This window comes from [Zimmermannella] faecalis ATCC 13722, from assembly GCF_000381765.1.
GTDB classification, from domain to species: domain Bacteria; phylum Actinomycetota; class Actinomycetes; order Actinomycetales; family Microbacteriaceae; genus Gulosibacter; species Gulosibacter faecalis.
Map to the genome: position 1 here is coordinate 325,805 of NZ_KB907074.1, position 25,881 is coordinate 351,685.

The 25,881-nt window shown below is 65.6% G+C and carries 21 protein-coding genes, 1 tRNA gene and 1 pseudogene; 12 read left to right on the forward strand and 11 right to left on the reverse strand.

Going from position 1 to position 25,881, the window contains the following annotated elements; translation table 11 throughout:
- Window positions 1-23 precede the first annotated feature (23 nt).
- From glgA to G328_RS0101535, 3 genes are all read left to right on the forward strand, one after another.
- Window positions 24-1,211 carry a glycogen synthase gene (gene glgA, locus G328_RS0101525; protein ID WP_026339576.1) on the forward strand — a complete coding sequence of 396 codons (1,188 nt, stop codon included), beginning with the start codon at window positions 24-26 and terminating at the stop codon, window positions 1,209-1,211.
- Between the two features lie 18 nt (window positions 1,212-1,229).
- A complete protein-coding gene (locus G328_RS0101530) occupies window positions 1,230-2,015 on the forward strand; it encodes an ABC transporter ATP-binding protein (RefSeq protein ID WP_019617581.1) in 786 nt (261 codons plus the stop codon).
- A gap of 98 nt (window positions 2,016-2,113) precedes the next feature.
- Entirely contained in the window at window positions 2,114-2,371 is a 258-nt protein-coding gene (locus G328_RS0101535; protein ID WP_019617582.1) for a type B 50S ribosomal protein L31, read from the forward strand.
- A gap of 73 nt (window positions 2,372-2,444) precedes the next feature.
- On the opposite strand, the gene G328_RS0101540 is transcribed toward G328_RS0101535, so the two are convergent.
- Complete coding sequence (locus G328_RS0101540) at window positions 2,445-3,137, reverse strand: exonuclease domain-containing protein (RefSeq protein WP_019617583.1); 693 nt, start codon at window positions 3,135-3,137, stop codon at window positions 2,445-2,447.
- A 54-nt stretch (window positions 3,138-3,191) separates the two neighbouring features.
- On the opposite strand from G328_RS0101540, the gene G328_RS0101545 reads away from it, so the two are divergent.
- Together G328_RS0101545 and G328_RS0101550 are read left to right on the forward strand one after the other, a co-directional pair.
- Window positions 3,192-4,115, forward strand: coding sequence for an alpha/beta fold hydrolase (locus tag G328_RS0101545; protein WP_019617584.1), 924 nt, complete (start codon window positions 3,192-3,194; stop codon window positions 4,113-4,115).
- The gene (locus G328_RS0101550; protein WP_019617585.1) at window positions 4,112-4,831 is read left to right on the forward strand and encodes an NAD(P)H-binding protein; all 720 of its coding nucleotides are present in this window, start codon (window positions 4,112-4,114) and stop codon (window positions 4,829-4,831) included. Before G328_RS0101545 ends, G328_RS0101550 begins: the two co-directional genes overlap by 4 nt.
- 1 nt (window position 4,832) lies before the next feature.
- Here G328_RS0101550 and G328_RS13695 read toward each other — a convergent pair whose 3' ends face one another.
- Window positions 4,833-5,687 (reverse strand): Sir2 family NAD-dependent protein deacetylase, encoded by an 855-nt coding sequence (locus tag G328_RS13695; protein WP_019617586.1) that lies wholly within the window; start codon window positions 5,685-5,687, stop codon window positions 4,833-4,835.
- Between the two features lie 88 nt (window positions 5,688-5,775).
- Here G328_RS13695 and G328_RS16700 point away from each other — a divergent pair, with 88 nt between their 5' ends.
- On the forward strand, window positions 5,776-6,825 hold the full coding sequence (locus G328_RS16700) for a TrmH family RNA methyltransferase (protein WP_019617587.1): 1,050 nt from the start codon (window positions 5,776-5,778) through the stop codon (window positions 6,823-6,825).
- Between the two features lie 12 nt (window positions 6,826-6,837).
- Entirely contained in the window at window positions 6,838-7,782 is a 945-nt protein-coding gene (locus G328_RS0101565) for an FRG domain-containing protein (RefSeq protein WP_083919500.1), read from the forward strand.
- Window positions 7,783-7,951: 169 nt separating this feature from the next.
- On the opposite strand, the gene G328_RS0101570 is transcribed toward G328_RS0101565, so the two are convergent.
- Genes G328_RS0101570 through G328_RS16850 form a run of 5 tightly spaced genes read right to left on the reverse strand, consistent with a single transcriptional unit; the run spans window position 7,952 to window position 15,745 of the window.
- Entirely contained in the window at window positions 7,952-10,888 is a 2,937-nt protein-coding gene (locus G328_RS0101570) for a type I restriction endonuclease subunit R (RefSeq protein ID WP_019617589.1), read from the reverse strand.
- A complete protein-coding gene (locus tag G328_RS15595) occupies window positions 10,888-12,069 on the reverse strand; it encodes a restriction endonuclease subunit S (protein WP_019617590.1) in 1,182 nt (393 codons plus the stop codon). The genes G328_RS0101570 and G328_RS15595 overlap by 1 nt, the downstream gene beginning before the upstream one ends.
- Window positions 12,066-13,559, reverse strand: a complete 1,494-nt coding sequence (locus G328_RS0101580) for a type I restriction-modification system subunit M (RefSeq protein WP_019617591.1) — start codon at window positions 13,557-13,559, stop codon at window positions 12,066-12,068. Before G328_RS0101580 ends, G328_RS15595 begins: the two co-directional genes overlap by 4 nt.
- Window positions 13,556-15,106, reverse strand: coding sequence for a type I restriction-modification system subunit M (locus G328_RS0101585; protein WP_019617592.1), 1,551 nt, complete (start codon window positions 15,104-15,106; stop codon window positions 13,556-13,558). Before G328_RS0101585 ends, G328_RS0101580 begins: the two co-directional genes overlap by 4 nt.
- 51 nt (window positions 15,107-15,157) lie before the next feature.
- On the reverse strand, window positions 15,158-15,745 hold the full coding sequence (locus G328_RS16850) for a recombinase family protein (protein WP_019617593.1): 588 nt from the start codon (window positions 15,743-15,745) through the stop codon (window positions 15,158-15,160).
- Window positions 15,746-15,964: 219 nt separating this feature from the next.
- On the opposite strand from G328_RS16850, the pseudogene G328_RS13705 reads away from it, so the two are divergent.
- Both G328_RS13705 and G328_RS0101600 read left to right on the forward strand, forming a co-directional pair.
- Window positions 15,965-16,408, forward strand: a pseudogene (locus G328_RS13705) (TrmH family RNA methyltransferase); the annotation flags it as partial.
- A 10-nt stretch (window positions 16,409-16,418) separates the two neighbouring features.
- Window positions 16,419-18,221, forward strand: coding sequence for a DEAD/DEAH box helicase (locus G328_RS0101600; RefSeq protein ID WP_019617595.1), 1,803 nt, complete (start codon window positions 16,419-16,421; stop codon window positions 18,219-18,221).
- Here G328_RS0101600 and G328_RS0101605 read toward each other — a convergent pair.
- The 3 genes from G328_RS0101605 to G328_RS0101615 form a co-directional block, all read right to left on the reverse strand.
- Entirely contained in the window at window positions 18,218-18,931 is a 714-nt protein-coding gene (locus G328_RS0101605) for a DedA family protein (protein WP_019617596.1), read from the reverse strand. The genes G328_RS0101600 and G328_RS0101605 overlap by 4 nt on opposite strands.
- 74 nt (window positions 18,932-19,005) lie before the next feature.
- Window positions 19,006-20,715, reverse strand: a complete 1,710-nt coding sequence (dld, locus tag G328_RS0101610; RefSeq protein ID WP_019617597.1) for a D-lactate dehydrogenase — start codon at window positions 20,713-20,715, stop codon at window positions 19,006-19,008.
- Window positions 20,716-21,075: 360 nt separating this feature from the next.
- A tRNA-Leu gene (locus G328_RS0101615) sits at window positions 21,076-21,161 on the reverse strand.
- Window positions 21,162-21,253: 92 nt separating this feature from the next.
- On the opposite strand from G328_RS0101615, the gene G328_RS0101620 reads away from it, so the two are divergent.
- From G328_RS0101620 to mshC, 3 genes are all read left to right on the forward strand, one after another.
- Window positions 21,254-22,570 carry a M20/M25/M40 family metallo-hydrolase gene (locus G328_RS0101620; RefSeq protein ID WP_026339578.1) on the forward strand — a complete coding sequence of 439 codons (1,317 nt, stop codon included), beginning with the start codon at window positions 21,254-21,256 and terminating at the stop codon, window positions 22,568-22,570.
- Window positions 22,571-22,681: 111 nt separating this feature from the next.
- On the forward strand, window positions 22,682-23,530 hold the full coding sequence (locus G328_RS0101625) for an undecaprenyl-diphosphate phosphatase (protein ID WP_019617599.1): 849 nt from the start codon (window positions 22,682-22,684) through the stop codon (window positions 23,528-23,530).
- Window positions 23,531-23,566: 36 nt separating this feature from the next.
- The gene (gene mshC / locus G328_RS0101630) at window positions 23,567-24,808 is read left to right on the forward strand and encodes a cysteine--1-D-myo-inosityl 2-amino-2-deoxy-alpha-D-glucopyranoside ligase (protein ID WP_026339579.1); all 1,242 of its coding nucleotides are present in this window, start codon (window positions 23,567-23,569) and stop codon (window positions 24,806-24,808) included.
- Here the strand turns inward: mshC and G328_RS13710 are convergent.
- A complete protein-coding gene (locus tag G328_RS13710; protein WP_019617601.1) occupies window positions 24,805-25,830 on the reverse strand; it encodes a proteasome assembly chaperone family protein in 1,026 nt (341 codons plus the stop codon). The two genes, mshC and G328_RS13710, sit on opposite strands and share 4 nt — an antisense overlap.
- Between the last annotated feature and the right edge of the window lie 51 nt (window positions 25,831-25,881).

Here is a 25,881-nt window from a genome sequence, read left to right on the forward strand (position 1 = left end):
CGTTTGCTATCTAATGTGTAACCATGCGAGTCGACGTCATCACCCGGGAATACCCACCGCATGTCTATGGCGGAGCGGGGGTGCACGTAACTGAGCTCGTGCGCGCCATGCGCACGGAGGCAGACGTGCGGGTGCGCTGCTTCGGGCAGCCGATCGAAGAGCCCGGAACGACCGGCTACGAGGTGCCGACCGACCTCGCCGACGCGAACGCCGCGCTCGGGTTTCTCGCCGGCGATCTGCGCATCGCGAATGATGCCGAGGGTGCAGATATCGTGCACTCACACACCTGGTACGCGAACCAGGCGGGCAACATCGCGAAGCTCGTGCACGGGATGCCACACGTCATCTCGGCACACTCGCTCGAACCGCTTCGCCCGTGGAAGGCCGAACAACTCGGTGGCGGCTATCGGCTTTCGAGCTGGATGGAGCGCGACGCATACACCAACGCCGACCGAATCATCGCGGTATCGAACGGGATGCGTGCGGACATTCTCCGGAGCTACCCGCAGCTCGACCCCGAGAAGGTCGTGACGATCTACAACGGCATCGACACGAACGACTGGCAGCCACTTCACGACGCGGCGACGGTCCGGGAGCTCGGCGTTGATCCCGACCAGCCGACGCTCATCTTCGTGGGACGCATCACCCGACAAAAGGGCCTGCCGTATCTGCTGCGCGCCGTGCGCGAGCTGCCCGCCGACATTCAGGTGGTGCTCTGTGCGGGTGCCCCGGACACACCCGAGATCGAGCGCGAGGTGCGCGAGCTCGTCGAAGAACTCCAGACCCAACGCGAGGGCGTGCATTGGATCTCCGAGCACCTGCCGCGACCCAAGATACAGGCGCTGCTCACCGCCGCCGATGTGTTCGTGTGCCCCTCGATTTATGAGCCACTCGGCATCGTCAACCTCGAGGCGATGGCCTGCGGCACCGCGGTGGTCGGTTCGGGCACGGGCGGGATTCCTGAGGTCGTACAAGATGGCGTGACGGGAACCATCGTGCCGATCGATCAGGCGCAGGACGGCACCGGCACGCCGACCGACCCCGAGCGCTACATCGCCGACCTCGCCGCAGCCCTACGAGAGCTGCTTTCGAACCCAGAACTTGCGGCGCAGTACGGCCGGGCCGGTCGCGAGCGGGTCGAGCGCGAGTTCACGTGGTCACAAATCGGTAGCCAGACACTCGCGCTGTACCGCAGCATCCTCGATGCCTAAGCGGATACGCTGGATTTCATGACCGACGTCGTGAAATTCGAGAACGTCCGCGTGCGCCGCGGAGGCCGCAACATCCTCGACATCGCCGAGTGGCGAGTCGCCGAAACCGATCGCTGGGTCATCCTCGGCCCGAACGGTGCCGGCAAGTCGACGCTCCTCGGACTCGCTTCGGCGCACCTGCACCCGTCGTCGGGCACCGTTGAGGTGTTGGGGGAGCAGCTCGGCCGCACGGACGTGTTCGAACTCCGCCCCCGCATCGGTATCGCTGGCAGCGACATGGCGAAGCGCATCCCCGACAACGAAACGGTGCGCAACGCGGTCATGACCGCCGTGTACGCAGTCACTGGGCGCTGGAACGAGCAGTACGACGACATCGACGTGTCGCAGGCCGACGAGGTGCTTGCCCAGTGGCAGCTCGAAGACTTTGGCGACCGCGAGTTCGGCACGCTTTCGGACGGCGAGCGCAAGCGCACGCTCATCGCCCGCGCCGTCATGAGCGACCCCGAGCTGCTGCTGCTCGATGAACCGAGCGCGGCACTCGACCTCGGCTCGCGCGAGCGGCTGCTCGCCTCGCTCTCGGAGTACGCGCAGAGTGACTTCGCCCCGGCGATCATCATGGTGACGCACCACGTCGAAGAGATCCCCGCCGGGGTAACGCACGCGCTGCTCATGCGCGACGGCCGCATTATCTCGGCCGGGCCAATCGGCGACACGCTCACCTCAGCCAATCTCGAGGTGACGTTCGGGCTGCCGCTCGAACTTCAGCACCAAAACGGGCGATACACCGCGCGCGCCATCGCGTAATCAGCTCGCCGCGTGCTAAGCTTTCTGCTTGGCTTGCCCGCCCTATTTGGTGTGGGTACTTGATACTTGCAAATCCACTTGTCGAAGAAGGAAACGCGATGAAGGCAGACATCCACCCGGACTACCACTACGTGGTGTTCAACGACCTCGCTTCGGGTGAGAAGTTCATCACCCGTTCGACGGTGACCAGCGAAAAGACCATCGAGTGGGAAGACGGCAACACCTACCCGGTCGTCGACGTCGAAATCTCGAGCGCGTCGCACCCGTTCTACACCGGGAAGCAGCGCATCATGGACTCGGCCGGTCGCGTCGAGAAGTTCAAGAACCGCTACGCGAAGTTCGGCAAGAAGGCCTAAGGCCCGCACGAACGAACAAGGGCGGCCGCTCCACTGGAGCGGCCGCCCTTGTGTTTCTCCCGCCCCGGTGGTGTTATGCCCCGGTTCGCAGCGGCCAGCCCCGGTCTGCCGTGAAGTTCGGGTCACGCTGGCGGCGCATGTACTGCTCGAAGTCCTCGGCCTGCTCGGCGGCCCACGCGACCTGCGCGTCGAAGAGCTGGTCGAGCGGAACATCCACGACGTCGGGATACTTTCGGGCAATCGCGACTGCGACGCGGCCCGCGGCCACCGCATCCGCCGAGGCATCGTGGGCGTCGAACAGTTCGACCCCGTACGCCTCGGCAGTGGTGCCGAGCTTACGGCCGCCCTTGCGGTACCGGTCGACCTGCTTGTCGACGATGAGCGGATCGACCACGACCTTGCCGAGCTGCGGCATCGGCAGGTTGTGGCGGGCGCATTCCGCCTGGAGCAGCGTGAGGTCGTAGGGCGCGTTGTAGACGACGAGCGCGATGTTGTTTCGCACGATCCATTCGAGCGAGGCCGTAATCTTCTGCAGCACGACCGGGGCCGGTTCGCCCTCCTCGCGCGCCATTTCGGTGGTGATGCCGTGTACCTCGACGGCGGGCTCGGGAATCTCGACGCCGGGGTCGGCGAGCCAGTCGGTGCCTCGTTCGAGTTCTCCCGCGCCGTCAATCATGCCGACGAAGGCGGTGACGATGCGGGCCTCCAGCGGGTTCGTTCCGGTGGTCTCGGTGTCGAATACGGCGACGCGGTTCGTCCAGCTCACTTGTGCCTCGGCTTCTCGGTTACGGCGGATCAGAGTCGCCTACACTCTTGCACGATGCGGCCGAATAACCCACTGGAACACGAGCTCGCGGCGATCCCGTCGCACCGGTTCGATCTCGACCTTGACGGAGCGCTCACGGCAGTGTGGACCTACGGTCCTGAGCGGGCCGCGACCACGATCGTGCTCGTCCACGGCTTTCGGGGGACCCACCACGGCCTGCTGAACCTGGTGGCGGCGCTGCCCGAGGTGCGGTTTATCGCTCCTGATCTCCCGGGCTTCGGGGAGTCGGCGCCATTTGCTGGCGAACACACGCTCGACGCCTATGCCGCCTGGCTCGGCCGCCTGCTCGACGCGGTCGACCCCCACCGCGAGGCAATCGTGCTCGGGCACTCGTTCGGTTCGCTCGTCGTCGCGCGGAGCGTGCGGGCGCTTGCGCCGCGACAAATTGTGCTCGTGAACCCGATTGCCGAGAATGCGCTTTCGGGGCCGGAACGTGTGCCAACCATGTTTGCGGTGGGCTACTACCGCCTCGGCGCCGCGCTGCCCGAGCCGCTCGGGAACGCGCTCCTCCGCGCGCCCGTCATCACTCGCGTCATGAGCGAGGTGATGGCCGAGACGAAGCATCGGGCGTTGCGTAGCTGGATCCACGACGAGCACGATGCGCACTTCTCGGACTTCGTGAGCCGACGCGCGCTGCTCGAGGCATTTCGCGCCTCGGTGAGCGACGACGTCTCGAGCCATGCCGCCGAGTTTCCTCGCGGGGTGCACCTTGTGGTGGGGGAGCGTGACCGAATCGCGCCCCTCCCGACGAGCAAACGACTCCACGCGGCAATGCCCGGTTCGACACTGCACATCATCGAGGGCGTTGGCCACCTCGTGCACTATGAGACCCCGCTCGCGCTCGCGCGCATCCTCTCTCAGATGCTTGCCGATGCAGCCGCTGCCGAACCCGAATCAGAAGAAAGGTCACGAACATGACGCAACCGAATCTCGCCCTCGCGGGCGCGCTGCCCGCCACCGTCGCCATCGTCGGCGGCAACGGGCAGATTGCCCGACAGCTCGCGACCCGACTCGTTGCCGACGGTGTGACGGTCCGTTCGCTCATCCGCAACGCCGATCAGACGCCCTCGGTGTCCGAGCTCGGCGCCGAGCCCGTCGTGTGCGACGTCGAGTCGGCGACTCCCGCCGAGATTGCCGACGCGTTCGGCGGCGCCGAGGCCGTCGTGTTCGCGGCGGGCGCCGGCACGGGATCGGGCTCGGCTCGAAAGTGGACCGTCGATCGCGACGGCGCCGTGAAGTCGGCGGATGCGGCGATTCTGTCGGGCGCAATGCGGTTTGTGCAGATCAGTTTCATCGGAGCGGAGGCTCCGACCGCGAGCGATGACGAGGTGTTTGCGGCCTACTGGGATGCAAAGCGCGAGGCCGACGAGGCCCTCAAACGAGTCGCGCTCGACTGGACGATCGTGAAACCCGGCGGGCTCACCGACGACCCGGTCACGGGCACCGGCGTCGTGAGCTTTGCGCCGATGTCGCGCGGCGTGAAGACTCGCAGGGCCGACGTTGCCGAGCTCATTCGACTCGTGCTCGCCGACGCGCGCACGGTTTGGAAAGAGGTCGCGGTGGCCGAGGGCCAGGCTCCGCTCGACGACGCGATCACGTCGGCGTTCGAAGCCGACGCGTCGGCAACCGCGTAGGTCACCCGTCGTCGCGGGGCTGGTGGACCCCGAGTAGTTCGGCGACGCGCTCGAGCACCGTCGACGTGCTGCCATCGACGCGGAACTGGGCGAGCGCATCCACAGGGGTCGCCCCGCGATTGACGAGCATGACGGGCTTTCCCTGGCGGCGGGCTCGGTGCACCATCTTCACGCCCGTGTTCACGACGAGTGAGGTACCGACGACGAGCAGCGAGTCGGCCTCGTTCATCAGGCGCGTGGCGGCCCGGTTGTTCTCGGGCGCGACGACGTTGCCGAACATGATGACGTCTGGCGCCAGCACGCCGCCGCACTCGAGGCACCGCGGGAGCACGAACGTGTCGACGAGGTCGTCGGCAATCGCGGCGTCACCGTCGGGATTGTCGTACGCCGCCTCGTCACTCACCCACGGGTTTTCGGCACGGATGCGCGACAGCAGCGAATCGGCGGTTTCGACGTGTCCGTGCGGCAGGCAGTGCACCGTGCGCAGGTGCCCGTGGAGTTCGACAACACGGCGGGATCCCGCCCGCAGGTGCAGGCTGTCGACGTTCTGGGTCGCGACGCCGCGGACGTAGCCGGCGCGCTCGAGGGCTGCGAGCGCGAGATGTCCCGCGTTCGAGCTGAAGCGCTGCATGCGTTCCCAGCCGTTGGCGGCGCCCGACCAGTACCGCCGCTGCGCCGCCTCCGAGCCCAGGAAGGTCTGCCAGGTCATCGGCCGGCGCGGGGGCGCGCCCGGCGAGCGATAGTCGGGAATGCCCGAGTCGGTTGAGATGCCGGCACCCGTGAGCACCGCCGCCGGCTGTGTCGCGAGCACCTCGGCGACCTCCTCGGCGCCGGCCGCCTCGTACGCATCGATCATGTTGACTCCTCGTTCACCAGCACCTTGTGTTGCCGGGCTCACGGCAGACCGGGTGGGCTCGAGGCGCGCTCCGTGGCAAGATTGCTCGGTGCGCATCGTCCCCATCACCTCACTCGAAATTCCCGAACTCCAAGATTATGCGCAGCTCACCGATGTTGCCCTGCGGCGCAAGCTTGAGCCCGCGGGCGGCCTGTATATGGCCGAGTCAGAGAAGGTCGTCGGCCGCGCGATTGCGGCGGGGCACGTACCCCGCTCGATGCTGCTGCAGGAGAAGTTCCTGCCGCAGGCCGAGCGGCTGTTGCGCGCGCATCCCGACACTCCCGTCTATGTCGCCAGCGAATCGCTGCTCGAGGAACTCACGGGCTACCGGATGCACCGGGGCGTGCTCGCGGCGATGCACCGACCGGAACTGCCGCAGGTCGCGGAGGTGCTCCGCGATGCGAAGACCGTGCTCGTGCTCGAGGACATCGTTGACCACACAAACGTGGGCGGATCCAAACCACCGCAGACCGGGAATCTCTCCTCGGATACGAGCCGACCTTGGCAGCCCAAGGTAGCGAAAAGCGAGGTCGACGATACGTTCGAACTGAGCTCTGGCGTGTCCAGCGGTAAGGAGCGGCGCAGGACGCCAGCTCCTGGCGAGAGTTCAGCGGGGCGAGATAATCGTTCTGCCTCGAATACGAAGCGCCGCTCGCGGATCGCGATCTTCGAGAACATCGTCGATCATACGAATCTTGGAGCCGCGTTTAGGTCAGCAGCGGCGATCGGCGTGGACGCCGTCCTCGTCACCCCCAGTTGCGCGGACCCGCTGTACCGTCGGTCGATCCGGGTCTCGATGGGAACGGTGTTCCAGGTCCCCTGGGCGCGCATCGACTCATGGCCTGCGGACATCGACATGATTAGAAAGCATGGGTACGTAGTGGCCGGCATGACGCTGGGGGAGGGTGCGATCACGCTCGACGAGCTGGTCGCGGAGGATCACCCGCATCTCGCGCTGGTGTTCGGGACAGAAGGCCACGGCTTGACGCGCCAGGCTGATCGTCGGCTCGACCGACGCGTGACGATCCCGATGATGCACGGCGTGGACTCGTTGAACGTGGCGGCGTCGGCGGCTGTGGCGTTCTACGCGACGCGGTAGACCTGGTCGGAAATGTCAAAGCTAGCGAGAGGAACCAAACGAGTGCGAGGGGCAGACTTCTTCGGCCCGTGGGAGGGCGATCCGGTCACGTCTTGGGAGAGCGCCCTGAGTGAGATCGAGTCAGTTCTAAAGCGAACTGGGCAGCGGCGCGCCGTCGGTTGGCGAGGACAGGTCGATGCTCGTTGGAGCCTCCACAGCGGGCTGTACAGGAGATTGCTCGACGCGCGATCGGCAGTCCAACCGGCACCAGAGGAAGACGATCTGCTTCGAGCGGAAGAGAAGATCGCTCACTTCGTGCGAGGAGAGTGGCGTTTCGACCAGATGCCCTATCTGGAGTTGCTGGCGAACCTACAACACTTTAGAGGGCCGACACGGATGCTTGATGTCTCGCTCAGTCCGCTGGTCGCTCTCTGGTTCGCCGTCGAGGAGCAGCATGGCGAGTTGGACAGCGCGGACGGGCGAATCTTCGCATTCGACGTCACGAATCGCCGTGTACAACTGGACGAGAAGTGGAATACGTACGACATTCCTTGGCGTGAGTCAGGCAGAAACACACGTTGGTGCAGAGATCTGCCATTGCTGTGGAGGCCACCCTCCTACAATGAACGCATCCCTGCGCAGCAGTCTGGCTTCCTGCTCGCGGGAGTGCCGAAGGTCTACGCCGGTGGGAACGCCCAGTACCGGAAGGCCCCCGGTACGTCAGGAGAGTTCTGGCGCATCGATGAGGTGCGACGAGCCACCTCTCTCCCCACCAAGATGGTCGATCGCTCCGGGAAGGCTCTACAACAAGGTACCGAGCCCACTCTCACGATTCGGATCGCCGCAGAAGCAAAGGCCGGGATTCGTCGCCGACTCGAACGGGACTACGGCTACAACCCCGCAACTATGTACCCCGACCTGTTCGGCATGGCGGCCGAAGTGCGTCGGGCCGTCGACAGTGCCGCGCTCTTGAAGTAAGCCTCGGGTCGGGCCGGTCGCTCCGCTGTGGCCGCGCAACTGCATGCCCCTTTTCGACGACCTCGATGGCGGGCGCGCCGCCGACCGCCCGATGACGGGCAAGTGATACGACGCCGATCTCGGCCGAATGCCGAGCCGAAGACACCAAGCTCAGTCGGCCTCTCACCAGCTAGTAGTACTCTCGGACGTAACCGAGGGCCTTCTCGAAGACATCGTTGTCGCGGATCTTGAACTGGACGTAGAGGGTCTTCCGCAGAGCTTGGCGGACCTCCTGGTCGCCGCGGATCGTGGACTGCCACCCCTCGAAGCGGACCCCACGGACGACCTCGTCGATCCGGTTGACGACGTTCTCGACGATGATCGGGGTCTGATCGCCCTTAAGAGCGTCGAACAGCTCCGTCAGGGCCGCTTTGCCCTGTTCTTCGCGGGGTACCTCGTCTACTGCCTTCTCGGCCGCGACGGTGTCTCGGGCGAGCTCGAGGAGCTCGCGCAGGAAGTCGAGGCTGGACTGCTGGATGTCGGCGTAGCGCTCGCGCAGGTCGTTGAGTCGCTGACCGAGCTCAATGAAGACCGGGTTGTGCAGGTGCCTGGCGATGCGTGCGGTGATCTGCTTCTCGATCTCTTCGGCCGGGATGTCGGTGCGCCGACCGGTCATGAGGTCTTCGATCGTCTGCGCGTCGAGCACGATCGTCTCGGCGTTCTGCGGGATCTCAACGGCGACGTGCTCGTTGATCAGGTCGATCGTCTTGGCTCCGAGCGCGTGCCACACGAGTCGCCCCGTGATGTCCGAAGGGCGCACCGACTCGTAGACATCCGAGAGCCAACGGTAGTCATCGCGATGTTCGCCCAGCATGGGGTCTGGACTGAGTGCCTCCCACAGCTGTGACACCACGCTGTAGGCGGCTCCGAAGGCGTCCTTCGTGACGTCGTCGGCGATCGCGGATTGCGCCTGGACCAGGCCTTCGTACCCGCCGACCGTGCGGTCAACACCGGGGAAGAACGCGAGTGCGGCAGCCATCGCCGGCGCGAGCTGAGCCTTGAGCTCCTCGATGTTGGAGACGACCTCCCGTACAGCCTGCTCATCGAAGGAGAGGGATCGGGCGACGTCGTCGAAGATGCCGAGGTAGTCGACGATCAGTCCGTGGGTCTTGTCCGGGGGGTATACCCGGTTGGTGCGAGTGATCGCCTGGAGCAGAGTGTGTTCCTTCAGTGGCTTGTCGAGGTACTGGCAGTAGAGGATCGGAGCGTCGAACCCGGTCAGCAGCTTCGCCGTCACGATGATGATTTTGAGCGGATCGGTCGGGTCGTTGAACCGCGCGACCACCTGCTCCAGCTCCTCGGCACCTGGGGTCCACTTTGCCCAGTCGGGCGAGTCGCCTCGGGTCTTCGACATGACGATGGTCGATGCCTCGGGCCCGAGGTGCTTGTCGAGCTCGTTCTTGTACGCGACGCAGGAGGCCTTGTCGTACGCGACGACCTGCGCCTTGAAACCCTGTGGCTCCACTTTGGTTTGGAAGTGGGCGGCGATGTCGGCAGCGATCTTCGCGATGCGCGAGGGCGTCTTGATCAGCACCTCGATCGAGGCTGCCTTCTTCGAGAGGGTGATCTTGTCGCTCTCGGACAGATCGCGATCCGTGGCGAGTTCCTCGAACGCCGCGTCGATCGCCTCCTGGTCGATGTGGATTTCTGAGAGCCGTGGTTCGAAGTGCAACGGAAGGGTCGCACCGTCGCGGATGGAGTCCTGGAATGAGTACCGCGACAGGTAGCCGCCCTCGTCCTCGGGTGCACCGAACCACTTGAACGTGTTGCGGTCGCGCCGGTTGATCGGCGTGCCCGTCAGACCGAAGAGGTACGCGTTGGGCAGAGCCTCACGCATCTTCTGCCCGTAGTCGCCCTCTTGCGAGCGGTGGGCCTCGTCGACCATCGCGATGATGTTCTGCCGGGCGTCGAGGACGCCAGGTGCCTCGCCGAACTTGTGGATCGTGGTGATGATGATCTTCCGCGCGCCCTGGCTGAGCAGCGTCTGGAGTTGCGCTCTCGAGTCCGTCGACACCAAGCCCGGGACGTCCGAGGCGTTGAAGGTGCCCGTGATCTGGGTGTCCAGGTCGATGCGGTCGACCACGATCAGGATCGTTGGGTTCGTGAGCTCGGCCATCGCGCGCAGTTTGAGCGCGGTGAAGACCATGAGCAGTGACTTGCCCGAGCCCTGGAAGTGCCAGATCAGGCCCTGCTTGACCTTGCCGAGCAGGACTCGGTCAACGATCAGATTGGTCGCCTGGAACTGCTGGAACCGCGCGATGATCTTGATCTTGCGGTGCTTCTTGTCAGTCGCGTAAAGGGTGAAGAACCGCAGAAAATCCAGGACCGCACGGGGAGTGAGTACTCCTTCAACGGCTTCTTGGACCGCTACGAGACCGATCTTCGCCGGCGCATCCTCATCGGTGGGGTCCTCGCGCCAAGGTCCCCAGAGCTCGACCGGCATGCCGATGGTGCCGTAGCGGAAGTCCTTGCCCTCCGTCGCGAAAGAGAACACGTTGGGCACGAAGAACTGCGGGACGCTCTGCTCGTAGTCATCGTGGATCTGTGCAGCGCCGTCAATCCAGGTGTACGCCGGCCGGATCGGCGTCTTCGCCTCGCCCACCACGAGAGGCAGACCGTTGCACCACAGCACGAGATCGAACCGCTTCTCGAGCCGGCCCTGCTTGAAGGTCACTTCGGTCGAGACGATCCACTGGTTCGACGAGTCATCGTCGAGGTGATCGAAGTCAATCAGCCGGACCGTGGTGTGTTCGCCGTTCGGCCCGAACGGCATCGACTTCTGCCCGGTCAGCCACGCCATGAACTCCTCGTTGGCCACCACCGGATGCGGGCTGTTGCGGGCGGCGATCAGGATCGCGCGGAGGTTGTAGATAACCTCATCTGCCTTCGCAGGGTCCGCCTCGATCTCCGGGTTGAAGCGGATGAGCGCGCCCTTGAGCACACCTTCCATCAGCACCTCGTTGGTACGACGCGGCAGCTCGTTGCCCGGCACGAACTGGACATCTATCGACTGGATCAGGTCTCGGATGAAGTCTCGCACCGAGTTCGCTTCGTTGAACTGCGCCATCAGTTGCCTCCAAACACATCCGCCAGGAAAGAGCCGTGGAGTGCGGCAAGGGCTTCTACCTCGTCGACGGCCTGGTCCACCGCGCCATTCAGCTGACCGACTCGCTCGATAAGAGCCAACTGGTCGTGCTTCGGCGGGACGACGAGAGTCCGAGCCAAGTAGTCGGGTACGGCGAGGTTGGAGATATTCGTCGTTCGGCGTGCGTAGTCCCGCGTCACGCCGGTGAGCCAGTCGAGACGCAGCTTCCAGAAGAGGTAAGCAGGCTCGACCTGATCTCTATCCGGACGGAGTAGTCGTTGAAAGTCAGTCGGAATGGTATCCGGGAGATCCGGCCCGGCGATCATGACCCGACCGACAGCTTGCTCAAACGATCCTCCCGAACGCTCAAGCACGATGTCCCCTTCGCGGAGGATCCGGCCTGCAGCCTGCTTCCTCGTAATGGAACGCGTCGGCGAGCCGTTGGGGTCAACAAACACCACGTCGCCCGAGTAGGACTTCGGGCCGAGTGCCAGGACATCAACTTCACCTTCTCCGGCAGGGGCGCCCCACACTCCACCGATGACGAACTCACAGAGATCGACGATCCGGCGTTCGGAGCCGACAGCCGCATCGAACTGCTGCAGCGCCCACCTCGCGAGAGTCGCTCGAAGCTCCAAAGCCTGCTTCTCAAGCGCCAGGCGGTGGCGCTCAACAGACCAGAGTAGGTCGGCGATGAGCTTCTGCTCGTCGAGGGGTGGGAGATCGAACTCGAAATCCTTCAGGTCACGCCAGTTCGTGCGCGGTGACAGCGAGCCGGCTGATGTGCCGAGTGCATGCTCGAAGAAGCCGTCCGACTGGACTAGGAACGGAAGCAGGTCTCCGCGAAGCTGCGTCTCATCCGCCTCGAAGGTGTAGATGTCACCAGAGCAGATGGCGTCGAACTCGGCGTAGGCGACCTTGCGCTGGTATGCGCGGCGCTTGCCGAAGAGCGTTTGGCCGGGCTTCACGCGTCGTGTGAAGGTGGTGCCGTCCTCTGTTGAACCCCACCGGCTGATTTTCAGCTCGCCGGGGTCCATGTGCTCCATCGCGATGACGCGGTCGATGCCGGCCGCTTCGAGATCACGGACGGTCTCATTGACGTTGCGAACAACGTCGCCGAAGGCGACCCGCTTCCAGTGCGACTTCTCGAGGTTGAGGCTCATGCCGTCACCTCCGCTCTCAGCAGCGCGAGAACGTCAGTGATCGCCTGATCCGAAACGTGCGCGGCAACTCGCCACTGGGCCACGGCATCGCTGACATCGACGTGCTCACCGGCTTCCTTGGCGGATTCTCCGGCAACGTATAGCGGAATCGCGAGACTGTGGCCCTTGTGAGCGATCTGGTCGAGGGTGGCAACTGCAGCGAACCCGTCCTGTGGCTCGAAGGCGCGATAGGCGTCTAGGATCTTCTGTTGGTGCGCCTCGCGGAGGAAGGACTGTGCCTGTTCGCGGGCGACTTCGTTCACGGCATTGATGAACAGCACCTCGCCCTGGTGCTCGGCGGGCTTGTTGGCGCGGAGCGTGACGACCACGGCCTCCATGGGGCTGTTATAGAAGAGCCCTGCGCCGAGCCCGAGAACGCATTCGATCAGGTCGGACTTCACCAGAGCTTCACGCAGGGCCGCCTCTTCACGCCGGAAGAGCACCCCGTGGGGGAAGAGGATCGCAGCGCGGCCCGTATCGGGGTCGAGGCTCTTGGCGATGTGCTGGAAGAACGCGTAGTCCGCACGTCCTTGTGGGGGCACGCCCCACACGTTGCGACCGTACGGGTCCTTGGCGAACGCAGCGCGGTTCCACGCCTTGATGGAGTAGGGCGGGTTTGCCAGCACGACGTCGAACGTCTGCAGATGACCCTTGCCGTCGAGGAACGCCGGTCGGCTCAAGGTGTCGCCGTGGGCAATGTGGCCGTCGGTGATGCCGTGTAGGAACAGGTTCATCCGCGCGATGGCGGATGTCCCGTAATTGAGCTCCTGACCGTAGAGGCGCAGATTCCGCCACTCCTTGCCCTGCCGCTTCAGTTCGGCGGCGGTGGAGATGAGCATGCCGCCCGTGCCGCAAGTGGGGTCGTATACCGACTCACCCGGCTGGGGCTCGAGCATCATCGTCATCAGGTGCACCAGCGTGCGATTGGTGTAGAACTCCTGCGCGGTGTGACCGGAGTCGTCCGCGAATTTCTTGATCAGGTACTCGTACCCGTTGCCGAGCTCGTCCTCAGGCAGGTTGGCGATCGAGAGCGTCTTGGTGGAGAAGTGCTCGATCAGGTCCGCCAGGGTCGAGTCCGGGAGCAGGTCCTTGTTGCCCCAGTCGCCGTCGCCGAATACGCCGGGGAGTGTGTCAGGGTTGGCCTTCTCGATGGAGCGCATGGCGTGCAGGAGTGCCGCGCCGATGTTCTGCGTGACGCCGCGGATGTCTTCCCAGTGGCAGCCGTGGGGGATGGCGAAGCGGTGGTTCTCTGGGAGGTCGGCGAGCTCCTCGTCTTCGTATACATCCATCGCGGCGGCGTGCTCCTCGTCGTAGACGTCGGAGATCCGCTTCAGGAAGACGAGCGGGAAGATGTACTGCTTGTAGTCGCCCGCGTCGATCAGCCCACGGAGCACGATCGCCGCGCCCCACAGGTAGTTCTCCAGCTCTCGCTGCGTGATTCTGGTGCTCATACGGACAGCCCCCACTTCGCCAGCTCGGCCTCCAGCGCAGCACGCGTCGTGGTCGCCTCGGCGTGCGCCGTTTCGAGATTCGCGAGCGCGTCCGCGAGCGTGAGCTTCTCGCCGCTGTCAGGAGGCGCGACGTACAGCGGGATGTTGAGGTTGTAGTCGTTGCTCTCGATCTCGGCCAGGCCGACGACACGGGAGCGGCCCTCGATGTCAGCGTAGAGCTCATAGGCGTCGAGGATCTGCTGGGCATGCTCGGGTTCGAGGGTGTTCTGGTTGCGTCCGCGCTTGAACAGGTCTTCACCGTTGATGAAGAGCACCTTGCCCTTCTTGTCTGGTTGCTTCTCCTGTCGAAGGATCAGCACGCAGGCGGCGAGGCCAGTGCCGTAGAAGAGGTTGGGGGCCAACCCGATGACCGCGTCGACGAGGTCTGACTTGAGCACGTGGGTGCGGATCCGCGCCTCAGCTCCCTGCCGGAAGAGTGCCCCTTGGGGCAGGACGACGGCGACTCGGCCAGTCCTTGGTTTCGCGGAGGTGATCATGTGCTGGACCCAGGCCCAGTCGGCGTATCCCTTCGGCGGGACTCCACCAAGTGCGTTCCGGCCCCACTTGTCGGACGCCCACTCGGGCTCGCCCCAGTTCTTGAGCGAGAACGGCGGGTTGGCGACGACGCAGTCGAACTGCGCAAGATTATTGCCCGTGTAGAAGGCGGGATTGCGCAACGTGTCCTCGCGGACGATCTTGAAGTCCTCGACGCCGTGGAGCAGCAGGTTCATCCGTGCGATCGCAGAGGTGGCGAGCACTTTCTCCTGGCCGTAGAGCTTGCCCCACAGGGTCTTGGGGCTGCCGCCGGCATCTTTCACGTGCTCGATGACCTCGATCAGCATGCCGCCGGTGCCGCAGGCCGGGTCGTAGACCGTCTCGCCCTCGGTGGGATTGAGGATGTTGACGAGTAGGCCGACCACCGAGCGCGGCGTGTAGTACTCACCGGCCTTCTTGTTCGACTGGTCGGCGAACCTCTTGATGAGGTACTCGTACGCGTTGCCGAACACGTCGGGCGGCACAGCGGCGTTGGTCAGCGCCTTACTCGAGAAGTGCTCGATGAGATCGGCGAGCTTCCGATCGGGCAGCTTGTCCTTGTTGGTCCAGCTGGCGTTGCCGAAGATGCCGTATAGCGTCTCGGGGTTGGCCTTCTCGATCTCCCGGAACGCGGTCTGAAGCGCGGTGCCGATGTTCTCGGTGCGATTGCGGACGTCGTCCCACAGGCTGCCCTCGGGGATGGCGAAGCGGTGGTTCTCCGCGAACAGGGCGAACTCGTGGTCGCCCCCGGACTCGTCCAGCGCTTGGGCGTACTCCTCGAGATAGACGTCGCTGATCCGCTTGAAGAACATCAGCGGGAAGATGTACGCCTTGAAATCGGCCTGGTCGATGCTGCCGCGCAGCAGGTCAGCCGCCGCGGCGAGGTACTGCTCGAGCTCCGCCAGCGTCAGCGGATCGCTCCCGCCGTTGGGGCGCAATGCCCGCGCTGCCGCGCGTGCCTCATCCTCGGTCATCCGTCTCCTATTTTTTGCTCCACCACGCGACAAAGCAGCTACCGACTCAGCTCACGGCCGAGGGGACAACGTCCCCTGACTAGGCCCTCGTTGCGTCAGCGCGCGGTGGACGGTTCCGATCGACACGCCAGCGCTTGCGGCGATGCTGCGCAACGACTCGCCTCGATCTCTCCACATCCTAATCTCGCGCTGCGTCTCGTCGCTAATGGTGCGTGGTCGGCCGTGGCTGCCTCCGTGTTCCCGCGCCGTCTGGATGCCGGCCCGGATGCGGGAGCTTTGAAGCTCTCGACGTAGTTGTCTGAGCTCGCGGATGTCAGCGAGGAGCTCCGAGTCTCCGGTGTGCTCGCCCGCGGCCAGCCCCACGAGGACCTTCACTGTTACTCCTCGGTCAACGAGGTCCAGCAGTGTCTCGAGTCCGTCGACCATGCTCGTGCTCAGGCTCCGTGCGCGGGTCACGGTGAGTGCATCGCCGTCGCCCACCTCCGTCACAGCAGCGAGGAGCCCGGGGCGGTTCTTGATCAGGCGTCGACGCGATGCTGTCTCCTCGAAGAGACGCGAGCAGATCGGCTCGAGCACTTGCCGTTGCAATCTCGCGTCCTGGGGGTCTGCCCCGACCTGGACGAGTCCTATGAGCGCCATCAGCCCAAGCTCAGGTCGCTGCTGCGCAGTCGCAGCATGGCAGTGGGTGGGGGAGCGAAGTGCATAGGGTTTATTGAACACTCCAAGCCGGCCGACAATGACGACCGAGCGGCCGTATTTGCCTTCTGACCTGCGGAGACGTAATGCTCAGTTCATCGGCGTGTTGACCGGAAGGAACTGAGCGAACGGGTCCGAAACGCTCCAGAACACTCTGTGACCGCATCCAACGTCGGCGCCGCGTTCCGCAATGCGGCCGGCCTCGGAGCCGACGCCGTGCTCGTCACGGAGCGCTGCGCCGATCCGCTCTACCGACGCAGCGTGCGCGTCTCGATGGGCACCGTGCTGCAGGTGCCCTGGACCCGACTGCCCGTGTGGCACGAAGCGGCCCGCCTGCTGCACGATCACGGCTTCGAGATCGCCGCGCTCGCGCTCGACGATGCCGCCGTGCCGCTGCCCGACTACGCCCGGACGCGGCCGGAACGGGTCGCGCTCGTGCTGGGCACCGAGGGCGACGGGCTCGGCCGCCAGGCGCTCTCCGCCGCCGACCGCACGGTCGTGATTCCGATGCTCCACGGCGTCGACTCGCTCAATGTCGCGGCGACGAGCGCCGTCGCCCTCTACGCGCTGCAGAACACCGCCGGCGATGTCGCAGGGGAGTCGTAACCTGGAAACGATGTCTGAAGCACAGCGCGCCGGAACCCAGGTTGGCCTCTACGCAGCCGAACACCTGTCGCCGACGTATCCGCAGCGCGCCCCCTGGGGCACCGCGGGAAGCCTTCGCGCGTGGCAGGAGGAGGCGCTCGAGCGGTACTTCGCGACCCAGCCGCGCGACTTCCTCGCCTCGGCAACCCCGGGCGCAGGCAAGACGACGTTCGCGCTCCGCCTCGCGGCCGAACTCCTGCACGCCGGCACCGTGAACCGCGTCATTGTCGTGGCGCCGACCGACCACCTGAAGACCCAGTGGGCCAACTCGGCGGCACGGGTGGGTATTCGGCTCGACCCGAAGTTCTCGAACGGGCAGGGCACCTTCTCACGCGAGTTTCACGGCATCGCGGTGACGTACGCCCAGGTCGCGATGAAGCCGTACGTGCACGAGCACCTCTGTGCGTCGGCTCGCACGCTCGTGATTCTCGACGAGGTGCACCACGGCGGCGACAACCTCTCATGGGGCGACGGACTGCGTGACGCGTACCAACACGCCGAGCGGCGGCTCTCGCTCACGGGAACACCGTTCCGTTCCGACACCGCGCCGATTCCGTTCGTGCGCTACGTGCGCGACGACGACGGCATTCGCGTATCGCGGGCCGACTACACGTACGGGTACGGCCGGGCGCTCACCGACGGCGTCGTGCGTCCCGTGCTGTTCATGACCTATGCGGGCAGCATGCGCTGGCGCGACACGCAGGGCGAAGAGATGTCGGCCGGCCTCGGCGACGACAACACGAAAGACATCGTTTCGCAGGCGTGGCGCACGGCGCTCGACCCCCGCGGAGACTGGATGCAGCAGGTACTGCGGGCTGCCGACCGTCGCCTCGACGAGGTGCGCGCGGAGGTGCCCGACGCGGGCGGCCTCGTGATTGCGACCGACCACGAGTCGGCGCGCGGCTACGCCGCCCTGCTCGAGCACATCACCGGCACGAAACCCGCGGTGATCCTCAGCGACGACCCGGGCGCGTCGGCCCGGATCGAGTCGTTCTCGGCGTCTGACGAGCGATGGATGGTCGCCGTGCGCATGGTGTCGGAGGGCGTCGACGTGCCGCGCCTCGCGGTCGGGGTGTACGCCACAAGCTCGTCAACGCCGCTGTTCTTCGCGCAGGCGATCGGCCGCTTCGTGCGCGCGCGGCGTCGCGGTGAGACCGCGACCGTGTTCATCCCGTCTGTGCCGAAGCTCGCCGCGCTCGCCGAGGCGCTCGAACTCGAACGTGACCACGCGCTCGACCGACGCGACGGCAACGGCGACTCCGAGGTCGACGGCATGACCGAGGAAGAGCGGGAACTCGCCGAGGCCGAGCGTGAGGAGCAGGCGAGCGACGAGCTCACGAAGTACAAGTTCGAGGCGATCTCATCGAACGCCGAGTTTCAACGCGTCGTCTACGACGGCGGTGACTACGGCTTCAGCGCCGAGGTCGGCTCGCTCGAAGAACTCGAATATCTCGGCCTGCCCGGGATCCTCAACCACGACGAGGTCGCGCAGGTGCTCGAGGCTCGAGCGCAGAAGCAGACGCGAATTCAGGATGCGCGCGCCCGCAACGAGGTGAACGACGGGCACCAGACGGTACAACCGCTGCACCGCAGCCTCAAGGAACAGCGCACGCTGCTCAACTCGCTCGTCGGGCTCTACGCGCGCCAGTCACACATGCCGCACGGCAAGGTGCACTCGGAGCTCCGCCGCATCTGCGGCGGGCCCGCGGTTGGGCAGGCGACCTCGCACCAGATTCAGCAGCGCATCAACGAGCTGCGCCGCCGCCTGCACTAGCTCGGATCGCCGTCGACCGCGTCGGTGTCGGCCGCGCCACGCTGGCGACGAATCTTGCGCACCTTGTAGATGACGAAAACGAGCACGGCGAGGAGCACGAGCGCGATCACCGCGTACTGCAGCCAGCCCGCCGCATCCTCGAGGATGTGCCAGTTGTCGCCGAGCAGGTACCCGCCGTAGACGAAGATCGTGTTCCAGATGAGGGAGCCGGCCAGTGTAAACAGGCCGAAGCGCCACCACGACATGCGTTCGACACCCGCCGGCAGCGAAATGAGGGAACGGAAAATCGGGATCATGCGGCCGAAGAAGACGGTCCAGTAGCCGTGCCGGTTGAACCAGCGGATCGTTGCGTCGATCTCATCAAGGTCGACGAGTGGCAGATACGACAGCAGCTTCACGGTGCGCGCGTGGCCGAGCCAGGCGCCGAGCCCGTAGAGGCAGTACGCGCCGACGACCGAGCCGGCGGTCGCCCAGATGAGGGCCTCGACCCACGTGAATGTGCCGTCGGACGACGCCGCCGAGAAGCCCGCGAGCGGCAGAATCACCTCGGAGGGAATCGGCGGGAAGAGGTTCTCGAGCAGCACGAGCAGGCCGACGCCCGCGGCGCCGAGGAAGTTCATGACGCTCACCGCCCAGTCACCGATCGTGCCGAAGGCACTTCCGGAGTCGGTTGCGGCCTGCTGGAGCGGGAAAAGAAGTTCGGGTCGCACCTCCCTAGCGTACGTTGACGCGGGCCGTGCGACCCGAAGAACTCCTGGGCTCGCGGTTCAGCGGGTGAAGACGGTCACGCCCAGTTCTTGTGCGGTGAGGTGTTGCCGACCCCGGCGTTGAAGACGTTGCACGGGTCGAGCTCCTTGTAGTGCTCCTCGAGCTCGGCCGGAACGTCGTACAGGCGGCCGAAGTTGTGCTCGGCGGGAATCGCCGCGCCGCGTTCGGTGAGTAGCTCCGTCATCCGCCGCTTCAGCTCGACCGTGTCGACGCCCTTCTTCGCGACGTGGTTCTGGTGGAGTACGTGGCAGAAGAAGTGGCCGTAGTACGCGCTCACCTCGAGCTGGTCGGCGATCTCTTGCGGGAGCACCTCGAGCCAGTCCTCATCGTCGCGGCGCAGGGCGACGTCGAAAGTGACCATGCCGCTGACCTTCTCGCGGTTGAGGTTGAAGTAGCGGGCGATTGCGCTCGCCGCGCCGAATCGCTGCAGCATCGCGCTCTGCGCCTCGTCATCGGTGCAGGTGAGGAACGCGCCGCCGCGCTCTGGCTCGGCGAAGAACTCGGTGAGCAGCGCCTCGAACTCGTTGCGCTGGAAGTCGCTGACCTCCATGATCAGGTGGTGTTCGAACCGGTCGCGGTACTCGAGCAGACGCTTCGGCAGCTGCTGGGGGAGCATGCCGAAGGCGGCCTGCGAGATCGTGTCGGCAAAGGTCTGCCCAAAGAACGGGAGCTTCGCGAACACGCCGTTCGCCCAGGTCTTCAGCGCGAACATGCGTCGCAGCTGGCGGCTGCCCGCGTACTTCAGGGAAACGAACGTGTCCTTTCCGTACTTCGCCGCGAGATCGAACGTGGCCCGGTCGAGATACTCGCCCGAGATCGGCAGCTGCCCGTCGGCGCTGAGCACGCGACGGCGCAGGTCTTCGAGTTCGCGGGGATCGTTCGTACCGATGTAGAAGGTCGTCGTGTGCGCATCCTTCGGGAACGTCGGGGTGCGCACCGCGAACACCATGATCTTGCCCGCGCAGCCAGATGCCTCAAACAGGAACTTCGGGTCGGCGTTATAGCGGGCGGGGGTTGGCGCGATCTCGCGGACGTGATCGCCGTACTCGGTTTCCCGCGAATCGGCCGGGGGAGGCGTGACGCTCGCGGCGTCCCAGTCGCCGCGCTGCAGCCGGTCGAGTATCTGCGCGGGGTCGTCGCCGAGCTCGATGCCGAGGTGGTTGACGAGCTCGACCTGGTTCTCGCTGTTCACGCGAGCGTAGATCGCGTGCTGAGTGAAGGCCGGGCCCTTGCGAACCTGGCTGCCGCCGGAGTTGTTCGCGATGCCACCGATGACGGACGCCCCGATCGAGGTCGAACCGATCACGGAGTGCGGTTCGCGGCCGTGGGGCGCGAGCGCGTCCTCGAGTTCGTGGAGTCGTGATCCGGCCAGGCAGACCGCTTCGTGGGCGTCGTTGATGAGATGGATTTGGTCGATGCGCGTCGTCGAGATGATCACGACTTCGCGGTCGTAATCCTGGTCGCCGGGGCCCGAACCGCCGGTGAGGCCCGTGTTCGCGGCCTGCGTGATGACGATGAGGTCGTGATCCACCGCGACCTGCAATGACCGCCACATGTCGATAAGACTGCCGGGGCGGAGCACCGCGAGCACGCGCCCTGACCCAAACCGGTTGCCGCGTGCGTACGGGCCCGTCGCGCGAGCGGAGGTGAGCACATGCGGCTTCCCCAAGATCTCGATGAACGCCTTGAGGGCGTCCTCCGAACCGCGGAACCGATCATCGTGCATAGTTGATCACTGCCTTCCATCAGGGGTCGACGAGCGGCTCGGTGCGTGTGTCAGTGGGAGGCACCGTGCGCCTGCTTCGTCGGTGACCTGCCAATCGTAGTTCGTTCGAAGCAGGGCGCGACCTGTTGTTCGGCAGTTCGGGACGCGAACGGTCTGCAATGGCACCGCTCCGCACCCGATGCAGACCTGATGAATTCGGGCGCTCCGAAACCTTCGCGAACTGACGGAAATTCGCGGCGTTTCCAATGAAAATGCCGCGAATTGCCGTCAGTTCGCGAGGGTCGGGCTTGTCATGACCTTCGAAATGAAGGAGCCCCTCATCTGGGATTGAATCCCAGATGAGGGGCTGTTTTCATTCTGTGCGCGAGGGGGGACTTGAACCCCCACGACCTAATACGGTCACTAGCACCTCAAGCTAGCGCGTCTACCTATTCCGCCACCCGCGCAGGGTGTTTCGTGCTCGTGGGCACGAAGGACAACTTTAACGGGTGTTTCGGGTCGGCGCAAATCGAGGTACGCCGAGCCTAGGGTGGTGGGTATGACTGCTCCGCATCCGCTTGAATCCGACCCCACCGTCGCCATGACGCGCGACCTCATTCGCATTGACACGCAGAACTGGGGCAACGGCAAGAGCTCGGGGGAGCGGGAGGCGACGGAGTACCTCGCTGCCAAGCTTCGAGACCTCGGCAGTGAGCCAGTGATCTTCGAGTCCGAGCCCAACCGTGCGAGCGTCGTCGCACGCATCCCCGGCCGGAACCCAAACAAGCCCGCGCTCGTCGTGCACGGGCACACCGATGTCGTCCCCGCTGACGCGACCCACTGGAGCGTCGACCCGTTCGCCGCCGAGGTGCGCGACGGCATGATCTGGGGTCGCGGCGCCGTCGACATGAAGAACATGGACGCGATGATCGTGACGGCGCTCGAACGCATCATCGCCTCGGGGGACCTGCCCGAGCGCGAGCTGATCGTCGCGTTCTTCGCCGACGAAGAAGACGGTGGCAAGCTCGGTGCGCACTGGGCCGTCGACCACCGTCCCGAACTGTTCGCGGGAGCGACCGAGGCGATCAGTGAGGTGGGCGGATACTCGGTGCACGTCGACGGGCACCGCGCGTACCTGTTGCAGACGGGGGAAAAGGCAATGATCTGGCTGCGCCTGCGGGCGCGACGCCCCTCGGGGCACGGATCGAAGGTGGTGCCGGCTGAAGACAACGCCGTCACCGAGCTTGCGCGCGCGATCGTGCGGCTCACGAACCACGACTGGCCGGTGCAACTCAATGAGACGTCGACCGAAATGATTCATGCGCTGAGCGCGCTCACGGGCGCCGACTTCGAGTCGGTCGCTCCCGACGAACTCGCGCTCCGCGGCGGTGACGCGGCCGCCTGGCTGCGAGCGTCACTTCGCACAACCGCGAATCCGACGATGCTCGACGGCGGGTACAAGCACAACGTCATTCCCGAGACCGCATCGGTCGCGATCGACGTGCGCCCGCTCCCGGGCCAGGAAGCTGACGTGCTCGACGAGATTCAGCGCCTCGTCGGCGACGGCATTGAGGTCGAGGTCGACTGGCAGGCGATCGGGGCGCAGGCGCCCTCGACGGGCGCGCTTGTCGACGCGAGCCTCGCATCGCTCCGCGCATTCGACCCCGACGCACGGATCATTCCGTACCTCCTTCCGGCCGGCACCGACAATAAGTCGCTCGCGCGCCTCGGCATCGACGGCTACGGATTCGCGCCCCTGCAACTGCCCGCGGAGCTGAACTTCCCCGCGATGTTCCACGGCGTGGACGAGCGCGTGCCGCTGGAGTCACTCGTGTTCGGGCGGAACGTGCTCGAACACTTCCTGCGCAACTACTAGCGCACGGTGCAGCGCCGCCAATTTCGACTTGGCGGCGCGTAGTATCGGCGCCTGGGCCGAACGGTGCATGACCGGGCCCCAGTGATTTTCGACCCCGAAGGAGAAGTGCCGATGGGCTGGTTTGAGGCGATCGTGCTCGCGATCGTGCAGGGCCTGACCGAGTTCCTGCCGATCTCGTCGAGCGCGCACATTCGGGTGGCCGGGCTCGCGATGGGCATGGACGACCCGGGCGCGACCTTCACCGCGATCATCCAGGTCGGCACCGAGCTCGCGGTGGTCGTCTGCTTCTGGAAAGACATCGTTCGCATCATCACGCGATGGTTCCAGTCGCTCACCGGCAAGGTCGCGCGCAACGATCCCGACGCTCGCATGGGGTGGCTCATCATCATCGGCTCAGTGCCGATCGTCCTCCTCGGTGTGCTGCTGCAAGACCTCATTCGCACCCAGTTCCGATCGCTGTGGATTATTGCGATCTCGCTCATCGTGTTCGGCATCATTCTCGGCCTCGCCGACGTGCTCGCGCGCCGCGTCAAAACGCTCGAGCACCTCGGCTGGAAAGACGGCTTAATCTACGGCTTCGCGCAGGCGCTCGCGCTCATCCCCGGCGTCTCGCGGTCGGGCGGCACGATCACGGCGGGGCGCCTCATGGGCTATGACCGGCCGTCGGCGGCGCGCTACGCGTTCCTGCTTGCGATTCCGGCCGTGCTTGGTTCGGGCGGGTACGAACTCGTCGGTGCGCTCACCGAGGACAACCCCACGGGTGCACCGCTCAACTGGGGCGCGACGCTGCTCGCCACCGTGATTGCGTTCGCCGTCGGCTGGGCGGTCATCAAGTTCCTCATGAAGTGGGTCGAGACGCGCAGCTTTATGCCGTTCGTGCTGTACCGCATTGCCCTCGGAACCGTGCTCATCATTCTGCTGATCACCGGTGTTGTCAGCCCGCTCGCGGGCAGTGCCTAGCGAGTGGCGCGAGGCTAGACTGTCGGGGTGAAGCGTATCGACTCCTGGCCCCGCCCCGAAGTTCCCGAGCTTGAGGGCCGAGCGGTTCCGGTTCGACTTTTCGACTCCGCGGCCGACGATGTTCGTCCCCTCGAGGCGGATGCGGACGGTCGCGTCCGGCTGTACGTGTGTGGCATCACGCCGTACGACGCCACGCACCTCGGGCATGCCGCGACCTATGTCGCGTTCGACTCGCTCATCCGTGCTCTTCGACAGTCTGGCGTCGAGGTTGAGTATGCCCAGAACGTGACCGACGTCGACGACCCGCTGCTCGAGCGCGCCGAGAAGACCGGCGTTGCTTGGGAAGAGCTCGCGGAGTCGCAGACTGACCTTTTCCGTGGCGATATGGCCGCGCTGCGCGTGATTCCGCCGCAGTCGTACGTGCGCGTCAAGGACGTCGTCACCGAGATCGCGGAGTTCGTCGACCAGCTCGTGGCCGACGGGTTCGGCTATACCGTGCCGACCCTTGGGGCCGCAGGCGACGACGTCTACTTTGACGTCACTGCGGCACAGAACACGGGGCTGTATCAGCTCGGTGCCTCGAGCCACTACTCGCCGGCACGGCTCGCGGAAGCCTTCGAGGAGTTTGGCGGCGACCCAGAGCGGCCCGGTAAGCGCTCGCCGTTCGACCCGCTGCTGTGGCGCGCGGAGCGTCCGGGGGAGCCGAGCTGGGATGCGAGCGTCGGCCGGGGCCGTCCCGGCTGGCACGTCGAATGCGCCGTCATCGCGACGAGCGAGCTCGGGCCGCAGGTGACGGTGCAGGCGGGCGGCCGCGACCTTCGGTTCCCGCATCACGAGATGACCGCAGCGCACGCGAGCGCAATCACCGGCAAGCCCTTCGCGCGGCACTTCTCCCACGCTGGTCTCGTGGCCTACGAGGGCACGAAAATGTCGAAATCCCTCGGCAACCTCGTGCTTGTGTCGAACCTCACGGCTGCTGGCCACGACGCGCGGGCGGTTCGCCTCGCGGTGCTCTGCCACCACTACCGCAGCGACTGGGAATGGACCGACGCCGACCTCGCCAACAACGAGGCCCGGCTCGAGTCGTGGCTCGCCGCCGCGGCGCGCGCAACCGGGGCGGGCAACGTCGTGTCCGACCGCATGCGCGAGCGCATCGCGAACGATCTCGACACGACCGGCGTCATCGCAATCGTTGACGAATGGGCGGCAGCCGAGGAGCCCGAGGCAGCGGTGGTCGACGCGGTCGACGCCCTGCTCGGAATCGACCTGCGCGGCTAGCGATCCTCGGATGAGTCGGGCTCGCCGTTCGAGTCCGGCTCGTCATCGGAGTTCGGGCCGTCGTCGGCGGCGTCGTCGCGCGAATCGTCGCGACCGGGCGCATCCTTCGCCGACGACGAGAGGTCGCCGAGCTGTGCCTTGCCGCCGCCACGGGCGGTCGGCTCGTTTCCGTCGGCAAGGAACCGTTCAAACTCGGCGGCGATTGCCTCGCCCGTCGCGGCCTCGGAGTCGACGACATCGCGGGTCTGTTCGAGGTACTCGACGTAGCCGCGCAACTCGTCGTCAGACTCGACCGCCTCGGTGACACGTTCCTCCCAGGCTGACGCGTCGTCGCGGAGGTGATCAGAGCTGATGTCGACCTTGAGGAGTTTCGCGAGTTCGTTGACGAGCGAGAGGGAGGCCTTCGGGTTCGGCAGTTCGGGCGACTGCGCGTAGTGGGGCACCGACGCCCACATCGACACGACCTCAATGCCGGCGCGGTGCGCCTCTTCGGCAATCGCCGACAGCACGCCAGTCGGGCCCTCGTACGTCGACCCCTCGATATCGAGTTCGCGCTGCGGCCCCTCATCATCACTGCTGAGGTACACGAGGATGTCTCGGGTGTGGGGCGCGTCGGCGAGCAGCGCTCCGACGAGCACAATGCTGGAAATATCGACGCGCTCGCAGGCCGCGATGACCTCGCTCGCGTATCGGCGCCAGCGGAAGTTCGGCTCAACGCCGGTCAGCGTGTAGATGCGGCCACCGCGGACCGGGCCGGCAATTGTCGCGCCCGGCCAGCGGATGACGCGCTGCCCGTCGCCGCCGAGCTCCACGCGCGGGCGGGCGACCGTGTAGTCGAAGTAGTCCTCGTCTTCGAGACGCTCGACAAGCAGGTCGACGTCGAGCTGATCCTGGAGTTCGCTCACCGCGGCGCTCGCCGATTCCCCGGCGTCGTTCCACCCTTGCAATGCGACGACGAGCGTGTTCCCCGAAGCAAACGCATTCGGTCGATCGAAGTTCGGCAGGGGAAGCTGTGACGTCACTCGGGTTCTCCATCGGAATCGGGGGTTCCCACCACCCTACGACCTTCGACC